Source organism: Sorangium sp. So ce1335, assembly GCF_051521615.1.
Taxonomy (GTDB): domain Bacteria; phylum Myxococcota_A; class Polyangia; order Polyangiales; family Polyangiaceae; genus Sorangium.
The window spans coordinates 6,137,786-6,161,402 of sequence record NZ_CP150363.1; the positions used below are offsets into that span (position 1 = coordinate 6,137,786).

General features: G+C 72.2%; 17 protein-coding genes. 4 read left to right on the plus strand and 13 right to left on the minus strand.

What is annotated here, in order from left to right:
• Positions 1-88: 88 nt before the first annotated feature.
• On the minus strand, positions 89-2,485 hold the full coding sequence (locus WMF24_RS22670) for a Tex family protein (protein WP_437738518.1): 2,397 nt from the start codon (positions 2,483-2,485) through the stop codon (positions 89-91).
• 456 nt (positions 2,486-2,941) lie between these two features.
• Here WMF24_RS22670 and WMF24_RS22675 point away from each other — a divergent pair, with 456 nt between their 5' ends.
• Positions 2,942-3,268 carry a four helix bundle protein gene (locus tag WMF24_RS22675; RefSeq protein WP_437642173.1) on the plus strand — a complete coding sequence of 109 codons (327 nt, stop codon included), beginning with the start codon at positions 2,942-2,944 and terminating at the stop codon, positions 3,266-3,268.
• Positions 3,269-3,315: 47 nt separating this feature from the next.
• On the opposite strand, the gene WMF24_RS22680 is transcribed toward WMF24_RS22675, so the two are convergent.
• The 5 genes from WMF24_RS22680 to WMF24_RS22700 all read right to left on the minus strand — a co-directional run bounded on the left by WMF24_RS22680 (position 3,316) and on the right by WMF24_RS22700 (position 8,932).
• Complete coding sequence (locus tag WMF24_RS22680; RefSeq protein ID WP_437738519.1) at positions 3,316-3,636, minus strand: four helix bundle protein; 321 nt, start codon at positions 3,634-3,636, stop codon at positions 3,316-3,318.
• 500 nt (positions 3,637-4,136) lie between these two features.
• Complete coding sequence (gene hutI, locus WMF24_RS22685) at positions 4,137-5,420, minus strand: imidazolonepropionase (RefSeq protein ID WP_437738520.1); 1,284 nt, start codon at positions 5,418-5,420, stop codon at positions 4,137-4,139.
• The gene (gene nagZ, locus WMF24_RS22690; RefSeq protein ID WP_437738521.1) at positions 5,417-6,532 is read right to left on the minus strand and encodes a beta-N-acetylhexosaminidase; all 1,116 of its coding nucleotides are present in this window, start codon (positions 6,530-6,532) and stop codon (positions 5,417-5,419) included. The genes hutI and nagZ overlap by 4 nt, the downstream gene beginning before the upstream one ends.
• 342 nt (positions 6,533-6,874) lie before the next feature.
• Positions 6,875-7,885 (minus strand): zinc-dependent alcohol dehydrogenase family protein, encoded by a 1,011-nt coding sequence (locus WMF24_RS22695; protein ID WP_437738522.1) that lies wholly within the window; start codon positions 7,883-7,885, stop codon positions 6,875-6,877.
• 51 nt (positions 7,886-7,936) lie between these two features.
• Entirely contained in the window at positions 7,937-8,932 is a 996-nt protein-coding gene (locus WMF24_RS22700; RefSeq protein WP_437738523.1) for a DMT family transporter, read from the minus strand.
• 182 nt (positions 8,933-9,114) lie between these two features.
• On the opposite strand from WMF24_RS22700, the gene WMF24_RS22705 reads away from it, so the two are divergent.
• A complete protein-coding gene (locus WMF24_RS22705) occupies positions 9,115-10,233 on the plus strand; it encodes a CAP domain-containing protein (protein WP_437738524.1) in 1,119 nt (372 codons plus the stop codon).
• Positions 10,230-11,414: a GspE/PulE family protein gene (locus WMF24_RS22710; protein ID WP_437738525.1), complete on the plus strand. Its 1,185-nt coding sequence runs from the start codon at positions 10,230-10,232 to the stop codon at positions 11,412-11,414. The genes WMF24_RS22705 and WMF24_RS22710 overlap by 4 nt, the downstream gene beginning before the upstream one ends.
• Before the next feature lie 156 nt (positions 11,415-11,570).
• Here WMF24_RS22710 and WMF24_RS22715 read toward each other — a convergent pair whose 3' ends face one another.
• The 7 genes from WMF24_RS22715 to WMF24_RS22745 all read right to left on the minus strand — a co-directional run bounded on the left by WMF24_RS22715 (position 11,571) and on the right by WMF24_RS22745 (position 21,835).
• A complete protein-coding gene (locus WMF24_RS22715; RefSeq protein WP_437738526.1) occupies positions 11,571-12,962 on the minus strand; it encodes a GH1 family beta-glucosidase in 1,392 nt (463 codons plus the stop codon).
• Between the two features lie 18 nt (positions 12,963-12,980).
• The gene (locus WMF24_RS22720; protein ID WP_437738527.1) at positions 12,981-14,036 is read right to left on the minus strand and encodes an ABC transporter ATP-binding protein; all 1,056 of its coding nucleotides are present in this window, start codon (positions 14,034-14,036) and stop codon (positions 12,981-12,983) included.
• Positions 14,037-14,038: 2 nt separating this feature from the next.
• Positions 14,039-14,998, minus strand: coding sequence for an ABC transporter ATP-binding protein (locus tag WMF24_RS22725; RefSeq protein WP_437738528.1), 960 nt, complete (start codon positions 14,996-14,998; stop codon positions 14,039-14,041).
• On the minus strand, positions 14,988-15,944 hold the full coding sequence (locus tag WMF24_RS22730; RefSeq protein ID WP_437738529.1) for an ABC transporter permease: 957 nt from the start codon (positions 15,942-15,944) through the stop codon (positions 14,988-14,990). Before WMF24_RS22730 ends, WMF24_RS22725 begins: the two co-directional genes overlap by 11 nt.
• Positions 15,945-15,965: 21 nt before the next feature.
• Positions 15,966-16,943 carry an ABC transporter permease gene (locus tag WMF24_RS22735; RefSeq protein ID WP_437738530.1) on the minus strand — a complete coding sequence of 326 codons (978 nt, stop codon included), beginning with the start codon at positions 16,941-16,943 and terminating at the stop codon, positions 15,966-15,968.
• Positions 16,944-16,991: 48 nt separating this feature from the next.
• The gene (locus WMF24_RS22740) at positions 16,992-18,719 is read right to left on the minus strand and encodes an ABC transporter substrate-binding protein (protein WP_437738531.1); all 1,728 of its coding nucleotides are present in this window, start codon (positions 18,717-18,719) and stop codon (positions 16,992-16,994) included.
• Between the two features lie 749 nt (positions 18,720-19,468).
• Entirely contained in the window at positions 19,469-21,835 is a 2,367-nt protein-coding gene (locus WMF24_RS22745; protein WP_437738532.1) for a right-handed parallel beta-helix repeat-containing protein, read from the minus strand.
• Between the two features lie 979 nt (positions 21,836-22,814).
• Here WMF24_RS22745 and WMF24_RS22750 point away from each other — a divergent pair.
• Entirely contained in the window at positions 22,815-23,504 is a 690-nt protein-coding gene (locus WMF24_RS22750) for a hypothetical protein (protein WP_437738533.1), read from the plus strand.
• The last annotated feature ends 113 nt before the right edge of the window (positions 23,505-23,617 follow it).

Here is a 23,617-nt window from a genome sequence, read left to right on the forward strand (position 1 = left end):
GCGCTGGAGCACGCGCCGCGCCCCGGAGCGCTGGAGCACGCGCCGCGCCCCGGAGCGCTGGAGCACGCGCCCCGGGGCGGCGCTCACCTCACTTGCGCAGCAGATCCGCGAACGGGTTGTTGCGGAAGCCGCCCCCCGAGCTGCCCTGCCCCTTCCCTTGCCCCTGGGCCGGCCGGCCGCCGTTGCGATCGTTGCGGGGGCGCCCGTCGCCGCCCGCGGCCGGGCCGCCGGCCTGGGGGCGCGCGCCGGCGGGAGCGCCGCCCTTCTTCGCGGTGAGCGAGATGCGCTTGCGCACGAGGTCCACCTCCAGCACGCGCACCTTGATCTTCTCGCCGACCTTGGCGACCTCGTTCGGATCCTTCACGAACCGATCCGCGAGCTGCGAGACGTGCACGAGGCCGTCCTGGTGGACGCCGACGTCGACGAAGGCGCCGAACGCCGTCACGTTGGTCACCACGCCCTCGAGCTCCATGCCCGGCTTGAGATCCTCCATGGTCCGCACGTCGTCGCGGAACTTCGGCGGCTCGAAGCTGGCGCGCGGGTCGCGGCCGGGCTTCTTCAGCTCGCTGAGGATGTCGTTCAGCGTGAACGAGCCGACGTCGCCGGCCTCGTACTTCTTCGGGTCGATCCGCGCGATCGCGGCCGTGTCGCCGATGAGCGACCCGACCGGCACGCCGAGATCCGTCGCGATGCGCTCGACGAGGCCGTAGCGCTCCGGGTGCACGGCGCTCGCGTCGAGCGGGTGCTCGCCCCCGCGGACCCGCAAGAAGCCCGCCGCCTGCTCGAACGTCCGCGGGCCGACGCCGGGCACGTCGAGCAGCGCCTTGCGGCTCTTGAACGCGCCGTTCAGGTCGCGGTGGGCGACGATCTTCTTCGCGAGGCTCGGGCCGATGCCGGCGACGCGCGCGAGCAGCGGCGCGCTCGCCGTGTTGAGCTCGACGCCGACGAGGTTGACGCAGCTCTCGACCACCTCGTCGAGCTTCCGCGCGAGCAGGCCCTGGTAGACGTCGTGCTGGTACTGGCCGACGCCGATGCTCTTCGGGTCGACCTTCACGAGCTCGGCGAGCGGGTCCTGCAGCCGCCGCGCGATGCTGATCGCGCCGCGCACGGTGAGGTCGAGGTCGGGGAACTCCTCGCGCGCGACCTCGCTGGCCGAGTAGACGCTGGCGCCCGCCTCGCTGACGGGCACGCAGAACAGCTTCTCCGACGGTCGCAGATCGGCGTTCGCCGTCTGCTCCTTGAGCCCCTCCGACGCGAGCACGTCCTTCACGAACGCCTCGGTCTCGCGGCCGTGCGTGCCGTTGCCCACGGCGACCGCGCGGAGCGGGTACTTGCGGCAGATGCGGCGCAGGTCCTGCCGCGCGCGCTCGAGCGCGTCGCTGCTGCCGACCAGGTAGATGGTCGTGTGCTCGAGGAGCTTGCCCGTCTCGTCGACGACGGCGCACTTGCACCCGGTGCGCTGGCCCGGGTCGATGCCGAGCACCGCCTTCGTGCCGAACGGCGCGGCGAGCAGGAGCTCGCGGAGGTTCTGGGCGAAGACCTCGACGGCGGCGCGATCGGCCTGCATCTTGAGATCGACGCGCACGTCGCTCTGCACCGCGGGCAAGAGGAGCCGCTTCACGGCGTCGTCCGCGGCCTTCGTGAGCTCGCCGGCCCACGGCGACTTCGGCTTGAGGCCGATCGCGGCGTGGATCGGCGGGACGAGCGGCTCGGGCGCGAGCTCGATCGAGGCGCGGAGCACGCCCTCGGCCTCGCCGCGGCGGATGGCGAGGTAGCGGTGCGAGGGGATGTTCGCGACGGGCTCCTCGAAGCTCGCGTACATGTCGAACTTCGTCTGCTTGCCCTCGTGCTCCTCGTTCTTCTGGACCTTGATGACGCCTTCCTTCGCGTAGGCCTCGCGGACGAGCTTGCGCACGTCGGCGTGCTCGGCGATGCGCTCGGCGCAGATGTCGCGCGCGCCGGCGAGGGCGGCGGCCGTGTCGGGGACCTCCTTCTCGGCGCTGACGAAGGCGCGGGCCTCCTCCTCGGGGCTGCCGTCCTCGGGCTGCGACCAGACGCGGTCCGCGAGCGGCTCGAGGCCGCGCTCCTTCGCGATGATCGCCCGCGTGCGGCGCTTCGGCTTGAACGGGAGGTAGAGGTCCTCGAGCTCGGCCTTGGTGCGGCAGGCCCGGATCTTCGAGGCGAGCGCGTCGGTGAGCTTGCCCTGCTTCTGGATCTCGGCGAGCACCGTGGCGCGGCGCTCCTCGAGCTCGAGGATGTAGGCGCGGCGCTCCTCGATCGCGCGGATCTGCACCTCGTCGAGCCCGCCGGTCGCCTCCTTGCGGTAACGGGCGATGAACGGCACCGTCGCCCCCTCCGCGAGCAGCTTGGCCACCGCCGCGACCCCCTGGCGCGGGAGGCTCAGCTCCTCGGCGAGGAGCGGGACCGGATCGAACGAGCTGTCCGCGCGGCTAGGGACAGCGACAGGGCTCTGCGTCTCAGTCATGCGCGCGGCATACGCGCAGGGTGCACGCGCGTCCAGGCTTGACTTGCGGGGGGTGGGCGCGGGCGCGGATGCGGGCGCGGGCGCGGGCGCGGATGCGGGCGCGGGCGCGGGCGCGGATGCGGGCACGGGCGCGGATGCGGGCGCGGGCGCGGGCACGGATACGGATACGGATACGGATACGGATACGGATACGGATACGGATACGGATACGGATACGGATACGGATGCCGACGCGGGCGCGCTCGCTCGGGACGGCCAGCGTACCGGCGTGCTCGGGGGGCGCAAAGCCAAGCCGTGCTCGCCGTCCTCGCCGTCCTCGCGCGCTGCGCGCGCTGCGGGCGGCTCCGGGCGGCTGCGCGCGGTGCGGAGCTTCGCTCCGCAGCTTTGCACCCCCCTGCGCGCGCCGGTGGAGGGCGGGGGCCCGGCGAGCGGGTCGTCGGGCTGGAGAGGGCCATCATGCTTCGAATCTATGACGTCGTTCTCAAGATGATCGCTGGACTGGCCACAGTCGCTGAGCAGATCGAGCGGCGAGACTCGGATCTCGCACGGCAAATGCGCAGGGCTGCGGCGAGCGTGGCGCTCAACACCGCGGAGGGCATGGGCAATACGGCCGGACACAAAAGACAGCGCTACCAGACCGCCTTGGGCTCGGCGCGAGAGGTCATGGCCTGTGTCGACGTCGCGAAGGCCATGCGCTACGTCACCGAGGTCGACGCAGCTACGGTTGACCACCTCGATCATGTGATCGCTACCCTGGTCCGTCTGGTCCGCCCACGGGCGTGACATCACGGAGGGCGGGCCGTCGAGACACGGCCCGCCTTCGGCACGGATTACCGCACCAGCCGGTGCACTGTTGCCACGATCCGGTCCAGTGTATCCCGGAGCGCCGGGTCCACCTGGTCGAGGTAGCCCAGCGCCTCGGCCACATCGAGGCAGGCTCTCACCTCCGCCGCGGAGCCGAGCGCGTTATGGAAACGTGCACGCACGTTCCTTCCTTGCGAGTACGCGCCCTCGTGCAGGTTCAGCGGCACGCTCGCCGCCGCGCGTCGCAGCTGATCGGCGAGATTGGAGTCCCTGGTTCCGATGCGCTCGATCAGCGGCCGCAGCCGCTGCACCATATCGATTGCGATGGAGTAGATGCGAAGAGCCATGATGAACCTCCGTTCGCCCCGCGCCTCCGGGGCCCCCCCGGCCCGCCCGCGCGCGCAGGGAGGCGCAAGGCTGCGGAGCGAAGCTCCGCACCGCGCGCAGCCGCGCGCAGCGCGCGCAGCGCGCGAGCACGGCGAGCACGGCTTGGCCTTGCGCCTCCCGAGCACGCGGGCACGCTCGCAAGCCCGGAGAGCGTCATTCCGACATCCGCGTTCTGAATGAAAGCGGTGCCTCAGAAGGAATACAGAGGCGATTGCGGACGCGGGCGCGGGCGCGGGCGCGGATGCGGACGCGGACGCGGACGCGGATCCGGACGCGGGCGCGGATGCGGACGCGGACGCGGACGCGGACGCGGATGCGGGCGCGGATCCGGACACGGACGCGGACACGGACACGGACGCGCTAGAGCAGGTCCACACGGCGAGCTCCGCGCCCTTCGCCCAACCGCTCCTGCCCTGACGTGATCTCGTCTGATGCGAGCGCGCCGCGAGGGCGCCGAACCTCAGCCGGCCGCGGCGATGACCTCGCCGTCGCGCAGCACGGCCTCTGCGCGCGGCGCGCCCCAGGGCTGCACGATCGCGTTCTCGTGCGGCAGGTCCCAGATGACGAGGTCGGCGCGGAGCCCCGGCCGCACGGCGCCGCACACGCCGCCGAGGCCGAGCGCGGCCGCCGCCTCGCGCGTCGCACCAAGGATCGCCTCGGCCACCGTGAGGCCGTAGAGCCGCACCGCGAGCGCCAGCGCGAGCGGCAAGCTCTCGGTCGGCGCCGTGCCGGGGTTCGCGTCGCTGCCCACGACGAGCGGGACGCCGGCGGCCCGGAGCGCGGCGACGGGCGGCGGCTCCTGCCGCAGCGTGAAGCTCGCGACGGGCAGGAGCGCGGCCGCGACCCCGGCCCGCGCGAGCGCCGCGATGCCCTCGGGCGCGACGTGCTCCAGGTGATCGGCCGACGCGGCGCCGAGCGCCGCCGCGAGCTCGGCGCCTCCCACGTCCGCGAACTGCCCGACGTGCACGCGCACGCCGAGCCCGAGCGCGCGCGCCCGCTCGAGCGCCGGCCGCGCCTCGTCCACCGAGAACGCGCTCCGGTCGATGTACGCGTCGACGTACCGCGCCAGGCCGGCCGCGGCGATCGCGGGCAGCCAGGAGCGCGCGACGGTCGCGGCGTAGGCCGCGCGGTCGCCGCCCGCCTCCGGGGGCAGCGCGTGCAGCGCGAGGTACGTGGGCACGACGCGGGGCAGGCGCGCGTCCCTCCCCGCCTCGGCGACCGCCTCGAGCTGCTTGCGCTCCGAGGCCTCGTCGAGCCCGTAGCCGCTCTTCGCCTCGACGGCGGTCACGCCGAGCGCGGCCATCCGGCGGAGGCGCGCGCGGAGCGCGCCCGCGAGCTCGCCGGCGGTCGCGGCGCGCACCGCCCGCATGCTCGCGACGATGCCGCCGCCCGCCGCGGCGATCGCCTCGTAATCGCCCCCGGCCATGCGGACCGCGTACTCCGCGTCGCGCGAGCCGACCCAGGGCGCGTGCGTGTGGCAGTCGACGAGCCCGGGCGTCACCACCCCCGCGGCCTCCATCGCGGCGGCGAGGCCCGACCCGGGGCGCAGGATCTCCTGCCGGCGCCCGACCGCCTCGATCGCGCCGCCCCGCACGACGACCGCGGCGTCCTCGATGACCCCGAGCGGATCGCCGGCCGAGGCGCGCGACGGGTCGCACGTGACGAGCCGCCGCGCGGCCAGGACGAACGGGCGGTCGGGGTGCTCGGCGGGCTCCGCGCGCGCGGCCCCCGGCGGCGCGGTCACGTGGCCGCCCCCGCGGCGAGCGCGGCGTGCGCCCGCTCGACGTCCTCGAGCACCGCCCGAGACGCCGGCCCGCCGACGATCCCGGCGAGCGCCGCCGGCGAGGCGACCGGCCGCGGCGGGCGCAGGCGGCGCTGCCGGAGGCATCGCGCGGCCGCCTCGACGCAGCGGTCGCGGAAGCGCCGATCGCGCTCGGCCCGGCGCACGAGCGCCTCGTGCGCGCGGTCCTGCAGGTCCTCGTCCTTGCAGATGAGCAGCGCGTCGCAGCCCGCCCAGATCGCCGCGGTGGCGGCCTCCTCGACCGGGTAGTGCGCCGCGATCGCGGCCATCTCGAGGTCGTCCGAGAAGAGCACCCCCTCGAAGCCGATCTCGTCGCGCAGGAGGCCGGTGCAGATGGCGCGGGAGAGCGTCGCCGGGACGCCGGGGTCGAGCGCCTCGACGACGATGTGCGCCGTCATCAGCGACGCGACGCCGGCCCGGGAGGCCGCGCGGAACGGCGGCAGCTCGATCTCGTCGAGGCGGCCGCGGCCGTGGGCGATCGTCGGGAGCGCAAGGTGGCTGTCGAGCGCTGTATCGCCGTGCCCCGGGAAGTGCTTGCCGCAGGCGAGCACGCCCTCCTCCTGGAGCCCCTCGAGGAACGCGACAGCGGCCCTCGTGACCGTGTGCGGATCGCGGCCGAACGCGCGATCGCCGATGATCGGGTTCGCGGGGTTCGAGTCGACGTCGAGCACCGGGGCGAAGTTCAGGTTGATGCCGACGGCGCCGAGCTCGGACGCGACGGCCCGCGCCGCGCGGCGCAGCAGCGGGAGATCCATGAGCTCGCCGAGCGAGCGCATCGGCGGCAGCGCCAGGAACGGCGCGCGCAGGCGCGTCACGCGGCCGCCCTCCTGATCGATCCCGATGAACGGGGGCCGCTCGGGGCCGCCCGCCGCGGCGAGCGCCTGGCAGAGCTGCGCCGTGGCGGTCATGTCGGGCACGTTGCGCCGGAACAGGATCGCGCCGCCCCGCCGCCCCTCGGCGAGCGCCCGCAGGTACCGGGCCGGCGGCTCCGCGCCGTCGAAGCCGCCCACGATGAGCTGACCACACAGGACCTCTGTCTCCAGATCGAGCAGCATCGTCCATCACCTCTCGCGCGGCGCGGGCGAGCGCGCCAGCCGCGGAATCCCTCGTCACGATCCGCCCACGACTCGTAGACGACCTGCGCCGGCGAGGCCACTTCCGAGCGGAGCGCGCCCGCCCGCCGGGCGGACGGCGCGCTCCACGGCGCCGCCCCCGCGCCGCGGCGTCCGCATCCGCGCCCGCGCCCGCGCCCGCGCCCGCGTCCGCATCCGCATCCGCGCCCGCGCCCGCGTCCGCATCCGCATCCGCGCCCGCGTCCGCGCCCGCGTCCGCGCCCGCGCCCGCGTCCGCGCCCGCATCCGCGCCCGCGCCCGCATCCGCGCCCGTCCGTCCGTCCGTCAGAACCGGAGCGCGATCTTCCCGAAGTGCCCGCCGCTCGCCATGTGATCGAGCGCCTGGCGCGCCTCGCCGAAGGGGAACACCCGGTCGATCGCGGGCCGCAGCCCGCCCGCCGCGATCGCGCGGTTCATGTCCTGGAACATCGCCCGCGAGCCCACGAAGATGCCCTGCGCGGTGATCTGCTTCATCAGGAACGGGAACATGTTCAGCGCCGGCGTGCCGCCCGAGAGCACGCCGATGAGGCTCACGCGCCCGCCGATGCGCACGGCGCGGAGCGAGCGGGCGATCGTGCCCTCGCCGCCGACCTCGATGACGTGATCCACCCCCGCGCCGCCGGTGAGCGAGAGCGCCTGCGTGTCCCACTCGGGCGTCGCGCGGTAGTTGATGGTCTCCGACGCCCCGAGCGACCGCGCGCGCTCGAGCTTCTCGTCGCTGCTCGACGTGACGATGACGCGCGCGCCAGCGAGCCGGGCGAGCTGCAGCGCGAAGATCGAGACGCCGCCCGTGCCCTGCACGAGCACGGTGTCGCCCGCCTTGAGGTGGCTCGCCGCGAACAGCGCGTTCCACGCGGTCACCGCGGCGCACGGCAGCGACGCGGCCTCCTCGTCCGTGAGGTGCGCCGGGACGGCGACGACCCCCTCCTCGCTGACGAGCACCTGCTCGGAGAGCACGCCAGGCAGCTCGCCGCCGAGCGCCCCCCTCGCCTTGGCCGCGGTGAGCTCCCCGTCGATCCAGCGCTGGTGAAAGATCGGGCACACGCGATCGCCGACCTTCACCCGCGTCACCCCCTCCCCCACGCCGATCACCTCGCCGACGCCGTCGGAGAACGGCACGAGCGGCAGCCGGAACCTCGGGTTGTAAAGGCCCTTTACTACAAGCAGGTCGCGGTAGTTCAGCGACGCCGCCTTCATCCTGAGGACGACCTGCCCCGGCCCCGGCTTCGGCTCGGGCAGATCGACCAGGCGGAGCGCGTCGAGGCCGAACGAACCCTGAACAGCGAACGCTTTCATGCGGATCCTCCTTGAGCGGGAGCTCGGCTATCTCATGCGAGGTGGACCCGGTCAACGCGCCGATCGACGCGCTGGCCGCCGCGCGTCGCGCAGCGCCTGAGAGGCGAGCCAGAGGCCGGCCGCCGTCACCAGCGCCGCCCCGAGCACCTGGCGCGCCGAGGGGACCTCGCCGAGCCAGGCGGCGGCGAGCACGTGCGACAGGGCGACGCCGACATAACCGAGCGCGCCGATGCGCGCCGCGTTGTCGAGCGCGTAGGCGCGCGTCATCGCGAGCTGACCGAGGCCCCCGGCGAGGCCCGTCGCGATCAGCAGCGCGACGCCCAGGGCGTCGGGCGCGCGCCAGACAGGGATCGACAGCGCGATCATCGCGGCGCTCGCCACGAGCGAGAAGTGCAGCGCGACCGCCTCCGGGCTCGCGCGCGTCCCGCCGGCGCCGATCCGGCGCAGCCACATCATCGCGAACGCCGAGAAGACGGCGCCCAGCGTCGCGACGAGCGCCGTCTCGCCCGCGATGGCGAGCCTGGGCGCGGCGATCAGCGCCACGCCCGCGAAGGCGAGCAGGATCGCCACCCAGAGGCCCGGGCTGCTCCGCTCACCGAGCATCCGCGGCGCGAGGATCGCGACGAAGATCGGGCTCGTCGCGCCGAGCGTCACCGCGTCGCCGAGCGCGATCTGCGGCGCGCCCAGCGTGTAGAAGACGCACAGCATCGCGCCGGTGCCGCAGAGCGAGCGCGCCCACGTGAGCCGCCGGTCGCTGCGGGCCATGGAGAGCGGCGCGCGGCGGACGAGCGCGACGCCGAGCGCGGTGGCCGCGCCCACCAGCGCGCGGGACGCGGCGACCTCGGGCCAGGGGGCGTGCTCCGAGGAGAGCCGCGAGAGGACGTTCATCAGGGCGAACAGCGCCTGGGCCAGGATCATCCAGAGGATGCCCGCGGTCGGCCGCGCCGCCCGCCCCTCGCGCTCGGCGGCGAGGACGATGGCGGAGGCCCCGGGCGGGTGCGCAGCGACCGCGCCCTGTGACGACGATGACGTGCTCACGTGGCGCATCGCTTACCACCTCGCCGCGCGGCACGCCGCCGCGCGACGGCGGCAGGCGCGGTAGAGGACGGCCCGCGCGCGACATGACGGCGGCAGGCGCGGCAGAGGACGGCGTGCGCGCGCGACATCGAGGCGCTACCGTCGCGACGATGCGCGCGATGGCGAGAGGGGCACGAGGGAGCACGGGTGCGGTGATCGATCGGCGGAGGCGCTGGCCCGGGGCGCCGTGGCTCGGGCTCGTCGCCGCGGGCGGCCTCGCGCTCGGATGCGGCGCCGGCGCCGGAAAAGGGCCGGCGGGAGGGCCGCCCGGGGCCGGCGCGGAGGACGGCGCCGGCGCGGAGGACGGCGCCGGCGCGGAGGAGGACGGCGCGCGCGCGCGTGACGGCGACGAGGGCGAGGCGCGCGGCGACGCGGGCGAGGCGCGCGGCGACGCGCAGGCCGCCGCGGCGCCTGTCGCGCCGGGCAAGGGGATGACCCGCGCGGAGGCGGGGCGGTACGTGCTCGCGCTGGTGAACCGCGACCGGGCGGCGCACAAGCTGCCGCCGGTGACGTGGGACGAGACCGCGGCGCGCGCGGGGCGGCGGCACGCCGACGACATGGTGCGCGGCGGCTTCACCGGCCACTGGGGCAGCGACGGCTCGGTCCCGGAGCAGCGCTATACAGAGGCGGGCGGCGGCGGGTTCGTGATGGAGAACGCCGGCTGCTTCGCCGACGCGACCGCGCGCGAGCTCGACCCGGATCCGCGCTTCTCCGCCGAGAGCCTCGAGCGGGTGCACAGCGCCTTCATGAACGAGAAGCCGCCGGCCGACGGGCACCGGCGCAACGTGCTCACCGCGTCGCACACCTCGCTCGGGGTCGGCCTGGCCAAGGCGAAGGGGTTCGACATCGCCTGCATGGCGCAGGAGTTCGTCGACGACTACGGGACGTACCAGCCGCTCCCCCGGCGGGCGCAGGTCGGCGAGGAGGTCCGGGTGGGCGGCGAGCTCAGGGCGCCGGCGAAGATCGCGGGCGTCGGGATCTCGCGGGTCGACGCGGGCAAGCCGATCCCGCCGGAGCGGCTGCTCAAGATGGGCGGGTACCCGATCCCGCCCCCCTACGCGACGTTCTTCCCGAAGGGCTTCAAGACGCCTATTCCTCTTCAGGTGAACGGCAATCGATTCGACATCCAGGTCCCGCTGGACGACCAGAAGCGGCCCGGCCTCTACGGCGTCAGCGTGTGGGCGACGTTCCCGCCCTCGAACGAGCTCAAGATGGTCTCGCTCCGCACCGTCGAGGTCGGCGGCAAGGGCGGCAAGAAAGGCGCGCGGTGAGCCTCAGCCGTCCCCCGTCGCCGTCCGAGGACCTCGACGCGGTCAAGGTGCTCGATCACCTGGTCCGCCGCGCGGTCTCCATGGGCGCGAGCGACATCCACGTCGAGCCGAAGCGCGACACCATCCGCGTCCGGTACCGCGTCGACGGCGTGATGGTGGCGCAGGGGCAGATCCCCCTCGAGCTCGCGCCGTCGCTCACCTCGCGCGTGAAGGTGCTGGCGCGGATGGACATGACCGAGCGGCGGCTGCCGCAGGACGGCCAGTTCAGCCTGGAGCTGCACGGCCACCCGCTCATCCACCTGCGCGCCTCGACGTTCCCCGCCATCCACGGCGAGACGCTCGTGCTGCGCGTGCTGCTCAGCCACCAGCTCATCCCGCTCGAGAAGCTCGGGCTGTCCGAGGGCGACCTGCCGCGGCTCGAGCGGCTCGCCGACCGCCCGTCGGGGCTCATCGTCGTGTGCGGGCCGACCGGGTCGGGGAAGACCTCGACGCTCTACTCGCTGCTCAAGGTGATGAAGACCAGCGAGCTGAGCATCGTGACGCTGGAAGACCCGATCGAGGTCGAGTTCGGGGACATCACGCAGGGGCAGACGAACCCGCGGCAGGGCTTCACCTTCGCGACGGGGCTGCGCGCGATCCTGCGGCAGGATCCGGACGTGATCATGGTCGGCGAGATGCGCGACCCCGAGACGGCGCAGATCGCGCTGCAGGCGAGCCTCACGGGGCACCTCGTGCTGTCGACGCTGCACACCTCGGACGCGGTCGACACCGTCGCGCGCCTCGTCGACCTCGGCGCCGAGTCGTGGATCGTCGCGAACGCGCTGCTCGCGGTGATCGCCCAGCGGCTCGTGCGGAAGCTCTGCGCGGAGTGCGCGGAGACCTACGAGCTCGAGAGCGACGTCACGGGCGAGGAGGGCCGGGTGCTCGTCGAGAAGGGCACCGAGCTGAAGCGCTCCGTCGGCTGCCAGACGTGCCACATGACCGGCTACCGGGGTCGGCTCGGGCTCTTCGAGATGCTGGAGCTCGACGACGATCTGCGGGAGCTCGTGAAGGCGCGGGCCGGCAAGCGCGCGTACCGGGACGCCGTGCGCAAGGTGGGGCTCGTGCCGCTCCGCGAGGCCGGGCTCACCAAGGTGAAGGAGGGCGTCACGTCGCTCGACGAGGTGCTCCGCGTGACGTGAGGGCGCGCCGGGGGGAGGTCCAGCCGAGCTGCCAGGCCCTCGGCGAGGGCCCACCGACGTGCGGGAAGAGGGAGCTCCCGGGGCCTACACAATTGACGGTGTGGAGGGGTGCGCCGCAGCGCCGCGATGTGACGCGTGTCTGCGGCGCGCTGCCGGTCAGGTCGCCTGGGAGGTGCCGTCGTCGACGGCGTTGGCGGCGATGACGCCCTTGTACCAGAGCGCGCTGTCCTTCGGGGTGCGCCGCTGGGTCTCGTAGTCCACCCACACGATGCCGAACCGCTGCTCGTAGCCGCGATCCCACTCGTAGTTGTCCATCAGCGACCAGACGAAGTACCCGGCGAGCGGCACGCCCGCGTCGATCGCGCGCCGCGCGGCGATGAAGTGGTCGCGCAGGAACCTGAGCCGGCGCTCGTCCCGGATGCGGCCGTCCTTGTCCGGGCCCTCCGAGTAGGCGGCGCCGTTCTCCGTCACGTAGATCTTCGGCACCCCGTACTCCACGTGGAGCCGCAGGAGCAGCCGCCGCAGGCCTTCCGGGTACACCTCCCAGTCCATCTCGGTCTTCTCCGAGGCGGGCGCCACGTGCTCCGTCCGCGGCAGGTTCTGCTCCTCCGGCACCTTGGTGCTCCGCAGGACCGCCCGGGAATAGTAGTTGAGGCCGATGAAGTCGCAGTGGGTCGCGATGATGTCGAGATCGCCCGGCTTGCACACCGTCAGCCCCTCCGGCGGGAGGTGGCCGAGCTTGATGTAGTCCGCGATCATGTCCGCCGGGTAGTGCCGGCCGTACAGCGGGTCGAGGAACCACCGGGTGAAATACCCGTCGTAGTGGCGGGCCGCGTCGTAGTCCGCGGCGCTCGGCGACGCGGGCATCGCGTAGTTCGAGTTCAGCGTGATGCCCACCTCGGAGCCGGGGCAGTTGCCGCGGATCACGGGCACCGCGAGGCCGTGCGACAGCAGCAGGTGATGGCTCACCGCCAGCGCCTTGCCGAAATCGCGCATGCCCGGCGCGTGGATCCCCTTCTCGTAGCTGAGGAACGCCGTGCACCACGGCTCGTTGTGGGTGATCCACTTCTTCACGCGATCACCGAGCTTCCGGGTCACCGCGTCGGTGAACTCCACGAACGCGTCCGCCGTGGAGCGGTGCTGCCAGCCCCCGACCTCGTCCTGGAGCACCTGGGGCAGATCCCAGTGGAAGAGCGTCGCGTACGGCTCGATCCCGGCCTCGAGCAGGCCGTCCACGAGCCGGCTGTAGAAGTCGAGCCCCTTCTGGTTCACCGCGCCCCGGCCGTTCGGGAGGACGCGCGGCCACGCGATCGAGAACCTGTAGGCCATCATGCCCAGGCTCTTCATCAGCGCGATGTCTTCAGGCCACCGGTGGTAGTGGTCGCAGGCGATGTCGCCGTTGGTCCCGTCCGTGATCTGGCCGGGCGTCTTCGCGAAGCGGTCCCAGATGGACTCGCTCCGGCCATCCTCGCTCGTGGCACCTTCGATCTGATAGGAGGACGTCGCGACGCCCCAAACGAACTTGTCGGGAAATCTCAGAGACGGCATGTGAATTCGTGGTTCTCCTCAGACGGGCATCGTCCCGACGGGGGCAGGCACCGTGGCCTGGAAGGGCGCGGCCGCCGCGGCCATGCCGGGCGCGTAGAGGTGGCAGCGGACCCAGTGCCCCGCGCCGACGTCGACGGCGCCGGGCATCTGCTCGCGGCACGTGTTCATCACGCTCGGGCAGCGGTCGGCGAACGGGCACCCCGGCGGCGGGTTGATGAGCTTCGGCGCGCCGGAGCGGGCCGGGAGCTCGCTCCGGATCGAGCCGTTCGGGTCGGGCACCGCGGAGAGCAGCAGCTTCGTGTACGGGTGCGCCGGCTGCTGCATCAGCTCCTCGCTGGGCGCGCCCTCCACGATGTGGCCCGCGTACATCACCATCGTGCGATCCGCGACGTAGCGCGCGCTCGCGATGTCGTGCGTGATGTAGAGGTACGAGATGCCGCGCTCCTCCTTGAGGCGCTCCATCAGGTTCAGGACGCCCATGCGGATCGAGACGTCCAGCATCGAGATCGGCTCGTCCGCGAGGATGACGGTCGGATCCACCGCGAGGGCGCGGGCGATCGCGACGCGCTGCCGCTGGCCGCCCGAGAGCTGGTACGGGAACTTGGCCGCGACCTCCGCCGGCGGGTTGAGATCGACCGTCTTGAGCAGCTCGTGAACCTTCTCCTTGAGGATCGCGGGCGTCGGCGCCTTGTTGTGGAGCAGCAGCGGCCGCTCCAGGTGGTAGCCGATCGTGTGCACCGGGTTCAGCGAGCCGAAGGGGTCCTGGAAGATCATCTGCACCTGCCCGCGGTACGCGAGCGAGGCCCGGTTCGGCTCCTCCTTCAGCACGTCGCGACCCTTGAACAGGATCTGCCCGCTGGTCGGCGGCATCAGCCGCGCGATGAGCCGGGCGATCGTGCTCTTTCCGCTGCCCGACTCACCGACCAGCGCGATGACCTCGCGCTCCGCGAGCTTGAACGATGCGTCGTGCAGCGCCCGGAGCTGCTGCCCGCGGAGCCCGCCGCCGACGAGGAAGTACTTGCCGAGGCGCACCACGTCGAGGACAGGTGATGCGTAAGGGTTCGTCATCGTCATGGTCAGTAGAGGTGGCAAGCGCCGCGGTGCTCGGGCGCGATTTCACGGAGGAGCGGCAGCTCGTGTTGACACGTCGCGAACGCCTGGGGGCACCGGGGGTGGAAGCGGCAGCCGGGCGGCGGGTTGCGCATGTCGGGCGGCGAGCCCGGGATGCCCTGCAGCCTGCGGCGGGGCCCCCGGACCGAGGGGAACGAGCCGAGGAGCCCCTGCGTGTACGGGTGCTTCGGATCGCTGAACAGGTCCTTGGCGCGGGCGGTCTCCGCGAGCTTGCCCGCGTAGAGGATGGCGATGCGCGTGGAGAACTCGGCGATGAGCGAGAGGTCGTGCGTGATGAAGAGGATCGAGAACCCGAGGCGATCCTTCAGATCGGCGATCTGCTGCAGGATCTCCTTCTGCACGACGACGTCGAGCGCCGTCGTGGGCTCGTCCATGATGAGGAACGGCGGCTTGAGCGCCATGGCGATCGCGATCACCACGCGCTGGCGCATGCCGCCCGAGAGCTGGTGCGGGTAGCTGCTCAGGCGCGAGCTGTCGATGTTCACGAGCTTGAGCAGCGCGGCCGCGCGCTCCATCGCCTGCGCCTTCGTCACCCCGTCGTGCGCGATGATCGGGTCGGCGATCTGCTCGCCGATGGTCAGCACCGGGTTGAGCGCGGTCATCGCGCTCTGGAACACGAGCGCCATCTTCCGCCAGCGGAACGCGCGCAGCTGCTCCTCGTTCATCGACAGGACGTCCTGCCCGGCGAACAGCACGCGGCCGCCCGTGATGATCGCCGGCGGGCGCAGCAGCCGCATGATGGCCATCGCCACCGTGGACTTGCCGCTCCCCGACTCGCCCGCGAGGCCGAGCACCTCCCCCGGGGCGATGTCGAAGGAGACGTTGTCGACCGCGCACACCGGACCGGTCGGGGTGATGAACTCGACCCGCAGGTCCTGAACTGAGAGAAGCGGACTAGGCGCCATGGGCCCTCACTACCGGCGTTGACGAACCAGCCACAACCTTGCGGCTCTTGAGCACGCGCGACCAGGCCCCCTCCGCGCGGAGCCGCGGATTCGAGATCTCGTCGATCGCGTAGTTGATCAGGGTGAGCGCGAACCCGACGAGCGCGACGCACACGCCGGTGGGCACGATGGTCCACCAGGCGCCCGTGAGGAGCGCGGCGTTGTTGCTCGCCCAGTAGAGGTTCGTCCCCCAGGTCACGGCGCTCAGGTCGCCGAGGCCGAGGAACTCCAGGCCGACCTGCGCGCCGATCGCGTAGATCGTCGCGTTGATGAAGCCGGACATGAGCAGCGACGTCATGTTCGGCAGGATCTCGCGGAAGATGATGCGCGCGCTCCCCTCGCCGCTCACGAGCGACGCCGAGACGAAGTCCTTGTCGCGCAGCGCGAGCACCTGCGATCGAAGCACGCGCGCGTTCCACGCCCACCCCGTGAGCACGAGGACGAACAGGATCGTCATCGGGCCCGCCGGCAGGTAGGCCGCGATGACGACGGCCATCGGCAGGCCGGGGATGATCAGGAAGACGTTCGTGAGCAGCGAGAGGACGTTGTCGATCCAGCCGCCGAAGTAGCCGCCGACCATGCCGATCGCCGCGCCGATCGCCATGACGGCCAAGCCGGTGGCGAAGCCGACGGCCAGCGACGTCCGCGCGCCGACGATCGTCTGCGCGAGCACGTCCTGCCCCTGGCCCGTCGTGCCGAACAGGTGCTCGCCGGTGGGCGCCTCGTGCGGCATCCCCACGAACGCGTGCGGGTCCTGGCGTACGAACACCGGGCCGAGCAGCGCGAGCAGCACGAAGAAGAGCAAGATGATCGAACCGGCCATCGCCTTGCGGTTCGAGAGGAGCCGGCGGATCCACCCCGCCTCACGGGTGGCCTTGCCCCCGCTGTTGCCTTGTTGCGCAGCCATCGCTTCTCCTGGACCCAGCCCTCAGCGCCCGCGGGCGCGGGGATCAAGAAACACGTAGATGACGTCGACCAGGAAGTTCGCGCCCAGCACGGCCAGCGTGATGGTAAGGAAGATCCCCTGCATGAGCGGGTAGTCCTGGTTACGAACGGCCTGGATGAGCAGGTAGCCCTGACCCGGATACGAGAAGACGATCTCGGTGAGCAGCGACCCGGCGAGCACGAAGCCGAGCGCCATGCCGAAGCCGGTGACGTTGGGCAGGAGCGCGTTCCGCGCGGCGTAGGTGAACATGACCCGCCACTGGGAGAGCCCCTTGGCCTGGGCCATCGTGATGTACTCCTCGGAGAGCACGGTGACCATCGCGCTGCGCATGCCGAGCATCCAGCCCCCGATCGTCGCGATGACGATCGACAGGGCGGGCAGGATCATGTGCGACAGCACGCTTCCGATGAACTCGAGGCTCCATTCGGGCGACAGCGTGTCGCTGTAGGCGTGGCGCAGCGGGAAGAGCCCGAGCACGAACCCGAGGATGTAGAGCGACACCATCGCGAGCCAGAAGTACGGGAACGCGCCGAGGAACATCAGGACGGGCGGCATGGCCGAGTCGAGCCAGCCGCCGCGCTTCCACGTCGCGATGATCCCGAGCAGCGTGCCCAGCCCGAAGCTGACGATCACGGCGCCGCCCGACAGGAGCAGCGTCCAGCCGAGCCCGGTCGCGATCACGTCGGTCACCTTCGCGGGGAAGTGAGCGACCGACGTGCCGAGATCGCCCGTCAGCGTGTGGCTGAGGTAGGTGACGTACTGCTTGGGGAGCGGCTCACCCGTGAACCCGAACGCCTTCCGCAGCGCCTCGATCGCCTCCGGCTGGAGCTGGCCGCGGAAGCGCGCGAACATCGCCGAGGCGGGATCGCCCGGCATGAGCCGCGGGATGATGAAGTTCAGGGTGAGCGACGCCCACGCTGCGATGAAGTACAAGCCTAGCTGTCGAAGGAGGTAACGCACAGAAGCTCTCTCTTCTAACCTGCTCTTCGGATCAGGTCACGCCCAACATCACTTCGGCTTGAGCTCGGTGAGGACGAGCAGGTACTCGGGCGGGTTGTTCGGCGACAGCTTCGCGTACGGGTTCTCCTTGCTGGGGAACCCCGTGAAGCGGCGGGTGTTGTACTCGCCCCACGACGGCCCGGGGAACAGCGGGATCGAGGGCGCCGTCTCGGAGAAGATCTCCTGGAGCTGCTCGAGGAGCTTCTTCTGCTCCGCCTGATCCGTCGCGGCCTCGAACGCCTCGAAGAGGCTGTCGGCCTGCTTCGCGCCGAAGCGGTGCCAGTTGCGCGCCGACGACTCGCCGACCGGCTTCACGGTCGCGGTGCCGACGAGGTCGCGGTAGAAGTTGTACGGCGTCGGCTCCTCGTTCGACCAGCCCATCGACAGGTCAAAGGTGCCCTTCTGGAGCGCCTCGAAGAACGCGCTGAAGTCGTACGTCTTCAGCGTGGCCTCGACGCCGATGTTCTTCACCTGCTGCGTGACGATCTGCGCCGCGCGCACCCAGTCGGACCAGCCCGTGACGACGTTGATGTCGAAGCGCAGCGGCTTGCCGTCCTTCACGCGGATGCCGTCCGGGCCCTTGGCGTAGCCGGCCTCGTCGAGGAGCTGGTTCGCCTTGGCCACGTTGAACTTCACCCAGTCGCCGCTCTCGACGACCTTCTGGCTGCGCCAGCGCTCGTGCGCGTCGCTGAGCGCCGTCGCGTCCGCCGGCCGCGTGTAGTTGTTCATCGCGACCTTGACGATCTGCTCGCGATCGAGCGCCATGCTGAGCGCCTTGCGCAACCGCACGTCGTCGAGCGGCTTCTTCGTCGTGTTCGTGTAGACGAACACGGTGCTGCCGACGAGCGGGAACCAGTAGTGGTGATTCTGAGGGTCCTTGCCGACGTAGACCTTCTCGATCTCCGGGACGAAGTTGCCGGCCCAGTCGACCTCGCCGTTCAGGAGCGCCAGGTTCGCCTGGTCGTTGCCCGGGTAGGCCGGGAAGCGGAGCCCCTTGATCGCGGGCTTGCCCTGCTGCCAGTAGTTCGGGTTCCGGCCGAGCTCGTAGATCTGGTTCTGGAACGTCTTCACCTCGGTGAACGGCCCCGTCGCGACCGGGTTCTCGTTCGTGTACGTGACCGGATCCGTCACGTCCTTCCACTTGTGCTCCGGCACGATCGGCTGGTGCCCGAGGAACGTGAGCCCGGGAACATAGGGGCGCGTGAGCGAGAACTCGACCGTGGAGTCGCTCTTGGCCTCAACCGCGGTCAGCCACTTCCAGACGCCCTGGAGATCGAGGGCGGCGTGCTTCTTGAGGAGACCGAAGGTGAAGGCCACGTCCTTCGCCGTGAAGGGCTGGCCGTCGGACCACTTGACGCCAGGGCGCGTCGTGAAGGTGAGCGTCTTGTTCCCGTTGCTCCACTCGTACTTCGACGCGAGCCACGGGGTGAACTCGCCCTTCATCGTGTTGTAAACGAGGAGCGGCTCGTAAATGCCAGCGACGGTTGGCCAGCGAACATTGCCTGGCGCGAGCAGCGGATTGAAGTTGCGCACCCAGGAGGCTTGCTGCTCGATCGAGACGGTGAGGAACGTGTCCGCGTTGACGGCCTTGCTCGCGCCCTGCGCGCCCGGAGCGGTGCCCGTGCCCTTCGAGGGATCCGGCTTCACATCGGATTTGCTGCAACCCGATGTGACACCGGCCGAAAGAAGCAGCGCCGACAGAACGAACGTCCGACGGGGCAAGAACCGATTCCTCATGCGAATGCTCCTCGCGGGGCCCTCGTGGGCACACCCGAGCGCCCACCGTCCCTATCCCACTTCATTGGTCTTCCCGGGAGCCGCCACGCGATAGAGCGGCCTGTCGGAGCACGACGCGCGCAACGCGGCGCACCATATCGGCATCCAGACGTTGGCACTGTAGCCGTCTTCGCACATCAGTGTCAACGGGGATTCGAGGTCGCTGTCAAGTTCTTACGCTGCCCTTTCAGGCACGTATCAGCAGTGATGTCGTGCCGCGTCATGCGTGATCGCGGCACGCTGATCTCACGTTGTCATCACGCGTCATCGATGGGACGGCGTGCTCAACACTGACACTGTTATTTTCTTCGGCCATCGTAAGAAAGCAGAGCGCCGCTGTGACGCGGCGTTTCAAGCCCGGCCGGGGGACGTCTATACAGAGACCCGCGCGCGGTGACAAGACCAGAAATTTCAACCTTCGCGCCGACGGTTGTACACGGCCCCTCTCGCCGGGAGAGACCTGGACACGACCCGTGCCGGTGTGCGCCGATCGTGTCCGGGAGGCGCGGCGCGATGGGCCGGTAGGCTCCAGCTCGAATCGCAGGCTGGCGACTTGGCGCCTGGGTGCGCGGGGTCAGCGCTCCCTCGTCCGCCGCCGTCCGACGCCATCCGCCGCCGTCCAGATCGAATACCACGTATCCGGAGAGATTCCATTCGATGTCTGCAATGTTTCGCGCGGGGACAAGGCAGCGGGCAGGCGAGCTCGCGCGTCACCACAGCGGCGGAGCGGACGCGGGCACCTGGAGCGCGGAGCCGAAGAGCTCGTCCGCCGCGCCGTTGTCGGCCAACACGCTCTCCTTGCCGGGATCGAGCGCGGGCGCTCCCTGCACGACGAGCCCCAGGAGGTTGTCCGAGACGTGGACCCTGGAGAGGTGACCCGAGCTCCGGTCGAACAGGATGCCGGCCCGCGCGCAGCCGGCGACGCGGACGTCGGCGACGGTGGCCGTGGCTCCGTCGAGCGCCAGGACGCCGTCGGCCACGAGATCGCCGTCGCTCGCGCCGTCCCCGGCGCGGCCGTCGCCCGTCACCCCGTCGACGATCGCGCGGGAGATGTCGGCGTCGGCGCCGAACAGCGCCACACCGGCCGTGCGGCTCGCGCGGATGATGGCCGAGTCGAGCCGGAGCTCGTAGCGCGCGGCCGCGACGCCGATGCCGGACGCGTCGTCGCCCGCGCCGCCGCGATCGCCGAACGTGTCCTGGATGAGGTCCCCCGTCATCTCGACCTTGCCGCCCGGGATCTCCGAGCCGACGAGGACGCCGACGGAGCGGTTGCCGCTGACCACGTTGCCCGCGAGCACCGCGTTCGCGCCGCGGTAGACGACGATCCCCCGCCCCACCGGCGCGCCGCGGTCCGGCGCGACGTGCCCGTCGACGAGGTTGCCTGTCACGGTCGCCTCGGACCCTGTATACCCGATCGACACGCCGGTCCCCTCGTTGCCGCGAACGGCGTTGGACGTGAGCGTCACGCGGCCCTCCAGCACGATCACCCCGGCGCCGTGGCCCCAGCCCCCCTCGGCGAGGGTGCCCTCGATGAGGTTGCGCTCGGCGATCAGCTCGGCGGACAGATCGCCCACGTGGACGCCGGTCGCGCGGTTCCGGAAGATCGCGCTGTCGTGGAGGCGCATCGCCGCGCCGCGGGCGACGGCCACGCCGAAGCCGCCGACCAGCGACTCCGGCTCGGCCGCCACCGTGCCCTGGACAAGGCTCCGCCCCACCGTCGCCGCGGCGCCCTCGCCGATCACGGCGACGCCGATCGCCGCGTTGCCGACGATGGCGCTCGCGTCGATGGCGACGCGCGACCCCGCCGACGCGTGGACGCCGATGCCGAAGCTCAGATCGTGGAGCCCGGGGATCGTCCCCTCGACGAGCACGCCGGAGAGGGTCGCCGAGGCGCCGGTCATGGTGAAGACCCCGGACAACCGGTTTCCCACGATGGCCGAGGCCTCGATCGACGCCTCGGCGCCGTCGCGGACGACGATCCCCTGGCCGTCCCGGTGGAGCTCCGACGGCAGCGTCCCCTCGACGAGGCTGCCGACGACGACCGCCGTGGCGCCCGCCTGGTGCGCCGCCACGCCCGCGCCGTGGTTGCCCGTGACGGCGCTCTCCTTCACGGACAGCACGCCGCCGCTCGCGAGGGCGCCCGCGCCGTCGCCCGCGGCTCCGGAGCGCGTCCCCTCGATCCAGCTCTGCGCCACCGAGATGCGCGCGCCACGGCCCGCCAGGACGCCGACGTGGGCCGCGCCCTTGATGTGGACGCGCTCGAGCGCCACGGCGCTCCCGTCCGTCGCCACCACGCCGGCGCCGTCCCCGCCGATCTCGACGCCCCGCAATGTCACCTCCCCCGCCCGGAGCACGGCCACGGTCGCGGGAGGGTCGCTCAGCGAGGTCACCCCGCGGAGCTTCACGCGCGAGGCGCACGCGCCGACGATCGCGAGCGGCCTCGTCACGACGAGCGGCTCGTCGTAGGTGCCCTCCGCGAGCGCGATCGTCCCGCCCTCGGCGGCGAGCTCCAGCGCCGCCGCCAGCGTCGTGACGGGCCTCGCCTCGGAGCCGTCGCCGTCCGCGCCGGCGTAGCTCGGATCGACGTGGAGGGTCCCGGGCCCGCGGGGGACGCTCCCCCACCGCCCGGGCCCGCAGCCTTCGGGGCCGTCGACGGGCACGCACCCCGCTTCCGGCGTGGCGAACGTGCCAGTCGGGCACTTCGCCATGGTCGGCCTGCAGAGCCCGTCGTCCCCCTCGAGCTCCTTGGCGCAGCGCGGGATGCCGACGGAAACACAGCCCTCATCGAACTTCGGGATCGTCCCCGCGGGGCATTTCTCCATCGAGGGGCGGCAGAGGCCGTCGTCCTCCACGAACAGCTCGGCGCACCCCTGGATGCCCACCGGCATGCACGCGCCGCCGGGACCCAGGACGTGCCCGCGCGCGCAACGCACGGGGACGACGACCTCGCCTTCGAGCGGCGCCTCGGAGTCGAGAGACGGATCGCTGCACGCCGCGGCGAGCAGCGCGAGCAGCGACAGGACAGCAATGCAGACGGCCAGCCACGGTGAACCCGGGCGCGTCGCAGAGCGGCGCATGCGATTCCCCTCCTCAGAAAGCGCGCTGCCCCGAGCGCGCTGCCCCGGATCGCGCGTCGCGGGCCGCCGCCCCCCGGGCGAGCGGCGCCCCGGCGCGCCCGCAGCAGCGCGAGGAGCGCGCATGTCCTGCATGAACCGGCGCTTCGAGCACCTGAGATCGTCGTCGAGCCCGCGGCGAGGTGACGAGGACAGCGCCTGAGCGGCGCCGCGCGAGCCCTTTGGCGTAATGATTCTTACAACAGGAGACAGGCTCCTGCCAGGCGAAGGAGTCGCGATCGCGCCGACTTTCCCTGCGCCGCCGCGGACGTCTGCGCCGCGCGGGGCGCACACGCCCGCGGAGAGCCGCTGCCGCTGCCCCGCGAACGACCTTCCGCCGGCGACGACCGCGGGGGCGCCGTTGTTCCGGACGACGCGGGCGCGGCGCGCGCCGCCGCCGAGGCTGCCGCACGAGGAGCGACGCGCGGGGACCTTATCGGCTGAAGTGGGCTGCGCATGGCGTGACCAGCGCGCGCGATCGTGTGCGCGGGCGCGCGGACGTCGGCGCCGCCGAGCGCTGATGTCGAGTCGCCGCGGCCCTCGATTGCAGAGATCGACCAGGTCTTCGGAAATGCGGTTTGCGAGGGCCCGATAAAGCAGCAAGTCGGGCCGCTCTCGCGCCGTCCGGCCGCGCGCGCGCGTCGACATTTGCCTTTCTCCAGCGCCCGGGAGCATCCCACATCGGCGCTCCGAGGCGCTGTCGAAACGCGCCGGCGCGGCGGCGCTCGGGCGCGATGAAACGGGGCAGAACTCTCCTCCGGCGCGGATTCAGACAATGCACTTTCACCCGCCGCGCGCCCGCAGCGACAGCGCGCCGACGCGGCACGCTCTGCACACGCGCTCTCGGGCACGCAGCCTGCTCTCCACGCCGCTCGACATGACACCGCGGGCCCGACGGCCTTCGCGGGGCATGGAAGGAGGACGGATGGTTAGCTCGATCGATATGAAGATGGCGCAAGCGGCGATGCTCTTTTCTGCGTTCATGACCGGGTGCGCGGTCGACGCGGTGGCGCCGGGAGAGGCCGACTTGGAGCAGGCCGACGTCGACGTGGCGTCGAGCGTTCAGGCGCTCGAGGGGGAAGACCAGGAGGAGACGCGGGGCGGCGGCCTGATCCCGGGCAAGGGCCCAATCGGCCAGGCCCCGATCGGCAAGGGCGGGCCGCTCGTCCCGGGCCTCGGCGCGCCGCCCATCGGCAAGGGCGGGCCGCTCCAGGGCCCGCCGCCCGTCGACAAGGGCGCGCCCATCGGTCAGACGCTGCCCGGCGCGCCGATCCAGGGTCCTGTCGGGCAGGTGGGCTCGCCGTTCGGCGGGTCGCCGTTCGGCGGCGGCCTCGGCGGGTATCCCTACGGGGGCGGCATCCCGGGGGGCGGCTTCGGGTGGGGGGCGCCCGGCCTCGGCGGCATGGGCGGCCTCGGCGGCCTGGGCGGCCTCGGTATCGGCGGCCTCGGCGGCTACCCCGGCCTGGGCGGCCTCGGTGTCGGCGGCCTCGGCGGCTACCCCGGCCTGGGCGGCCTCGGTGTCGGCGGCCTCGGCGGCTACCCCGGCCTGGGCGGCCTCGGTGTCGGCGGCCTCGGCGGCTTCCCGGGGGGCAGCTTCCCGGCCGGAGCGTTCGCCCCTGGGTTGTTCCCCTGACATCGTTGGCTGAGCGCGCCGGCCACGCTGTCGGCCGGTAACAGCGGTGATCGACCCGGCGGGCCGCCGGATCCTCCGTGGAGAGCCGCACCAGCTCCCGCGAGGCCGGCGGC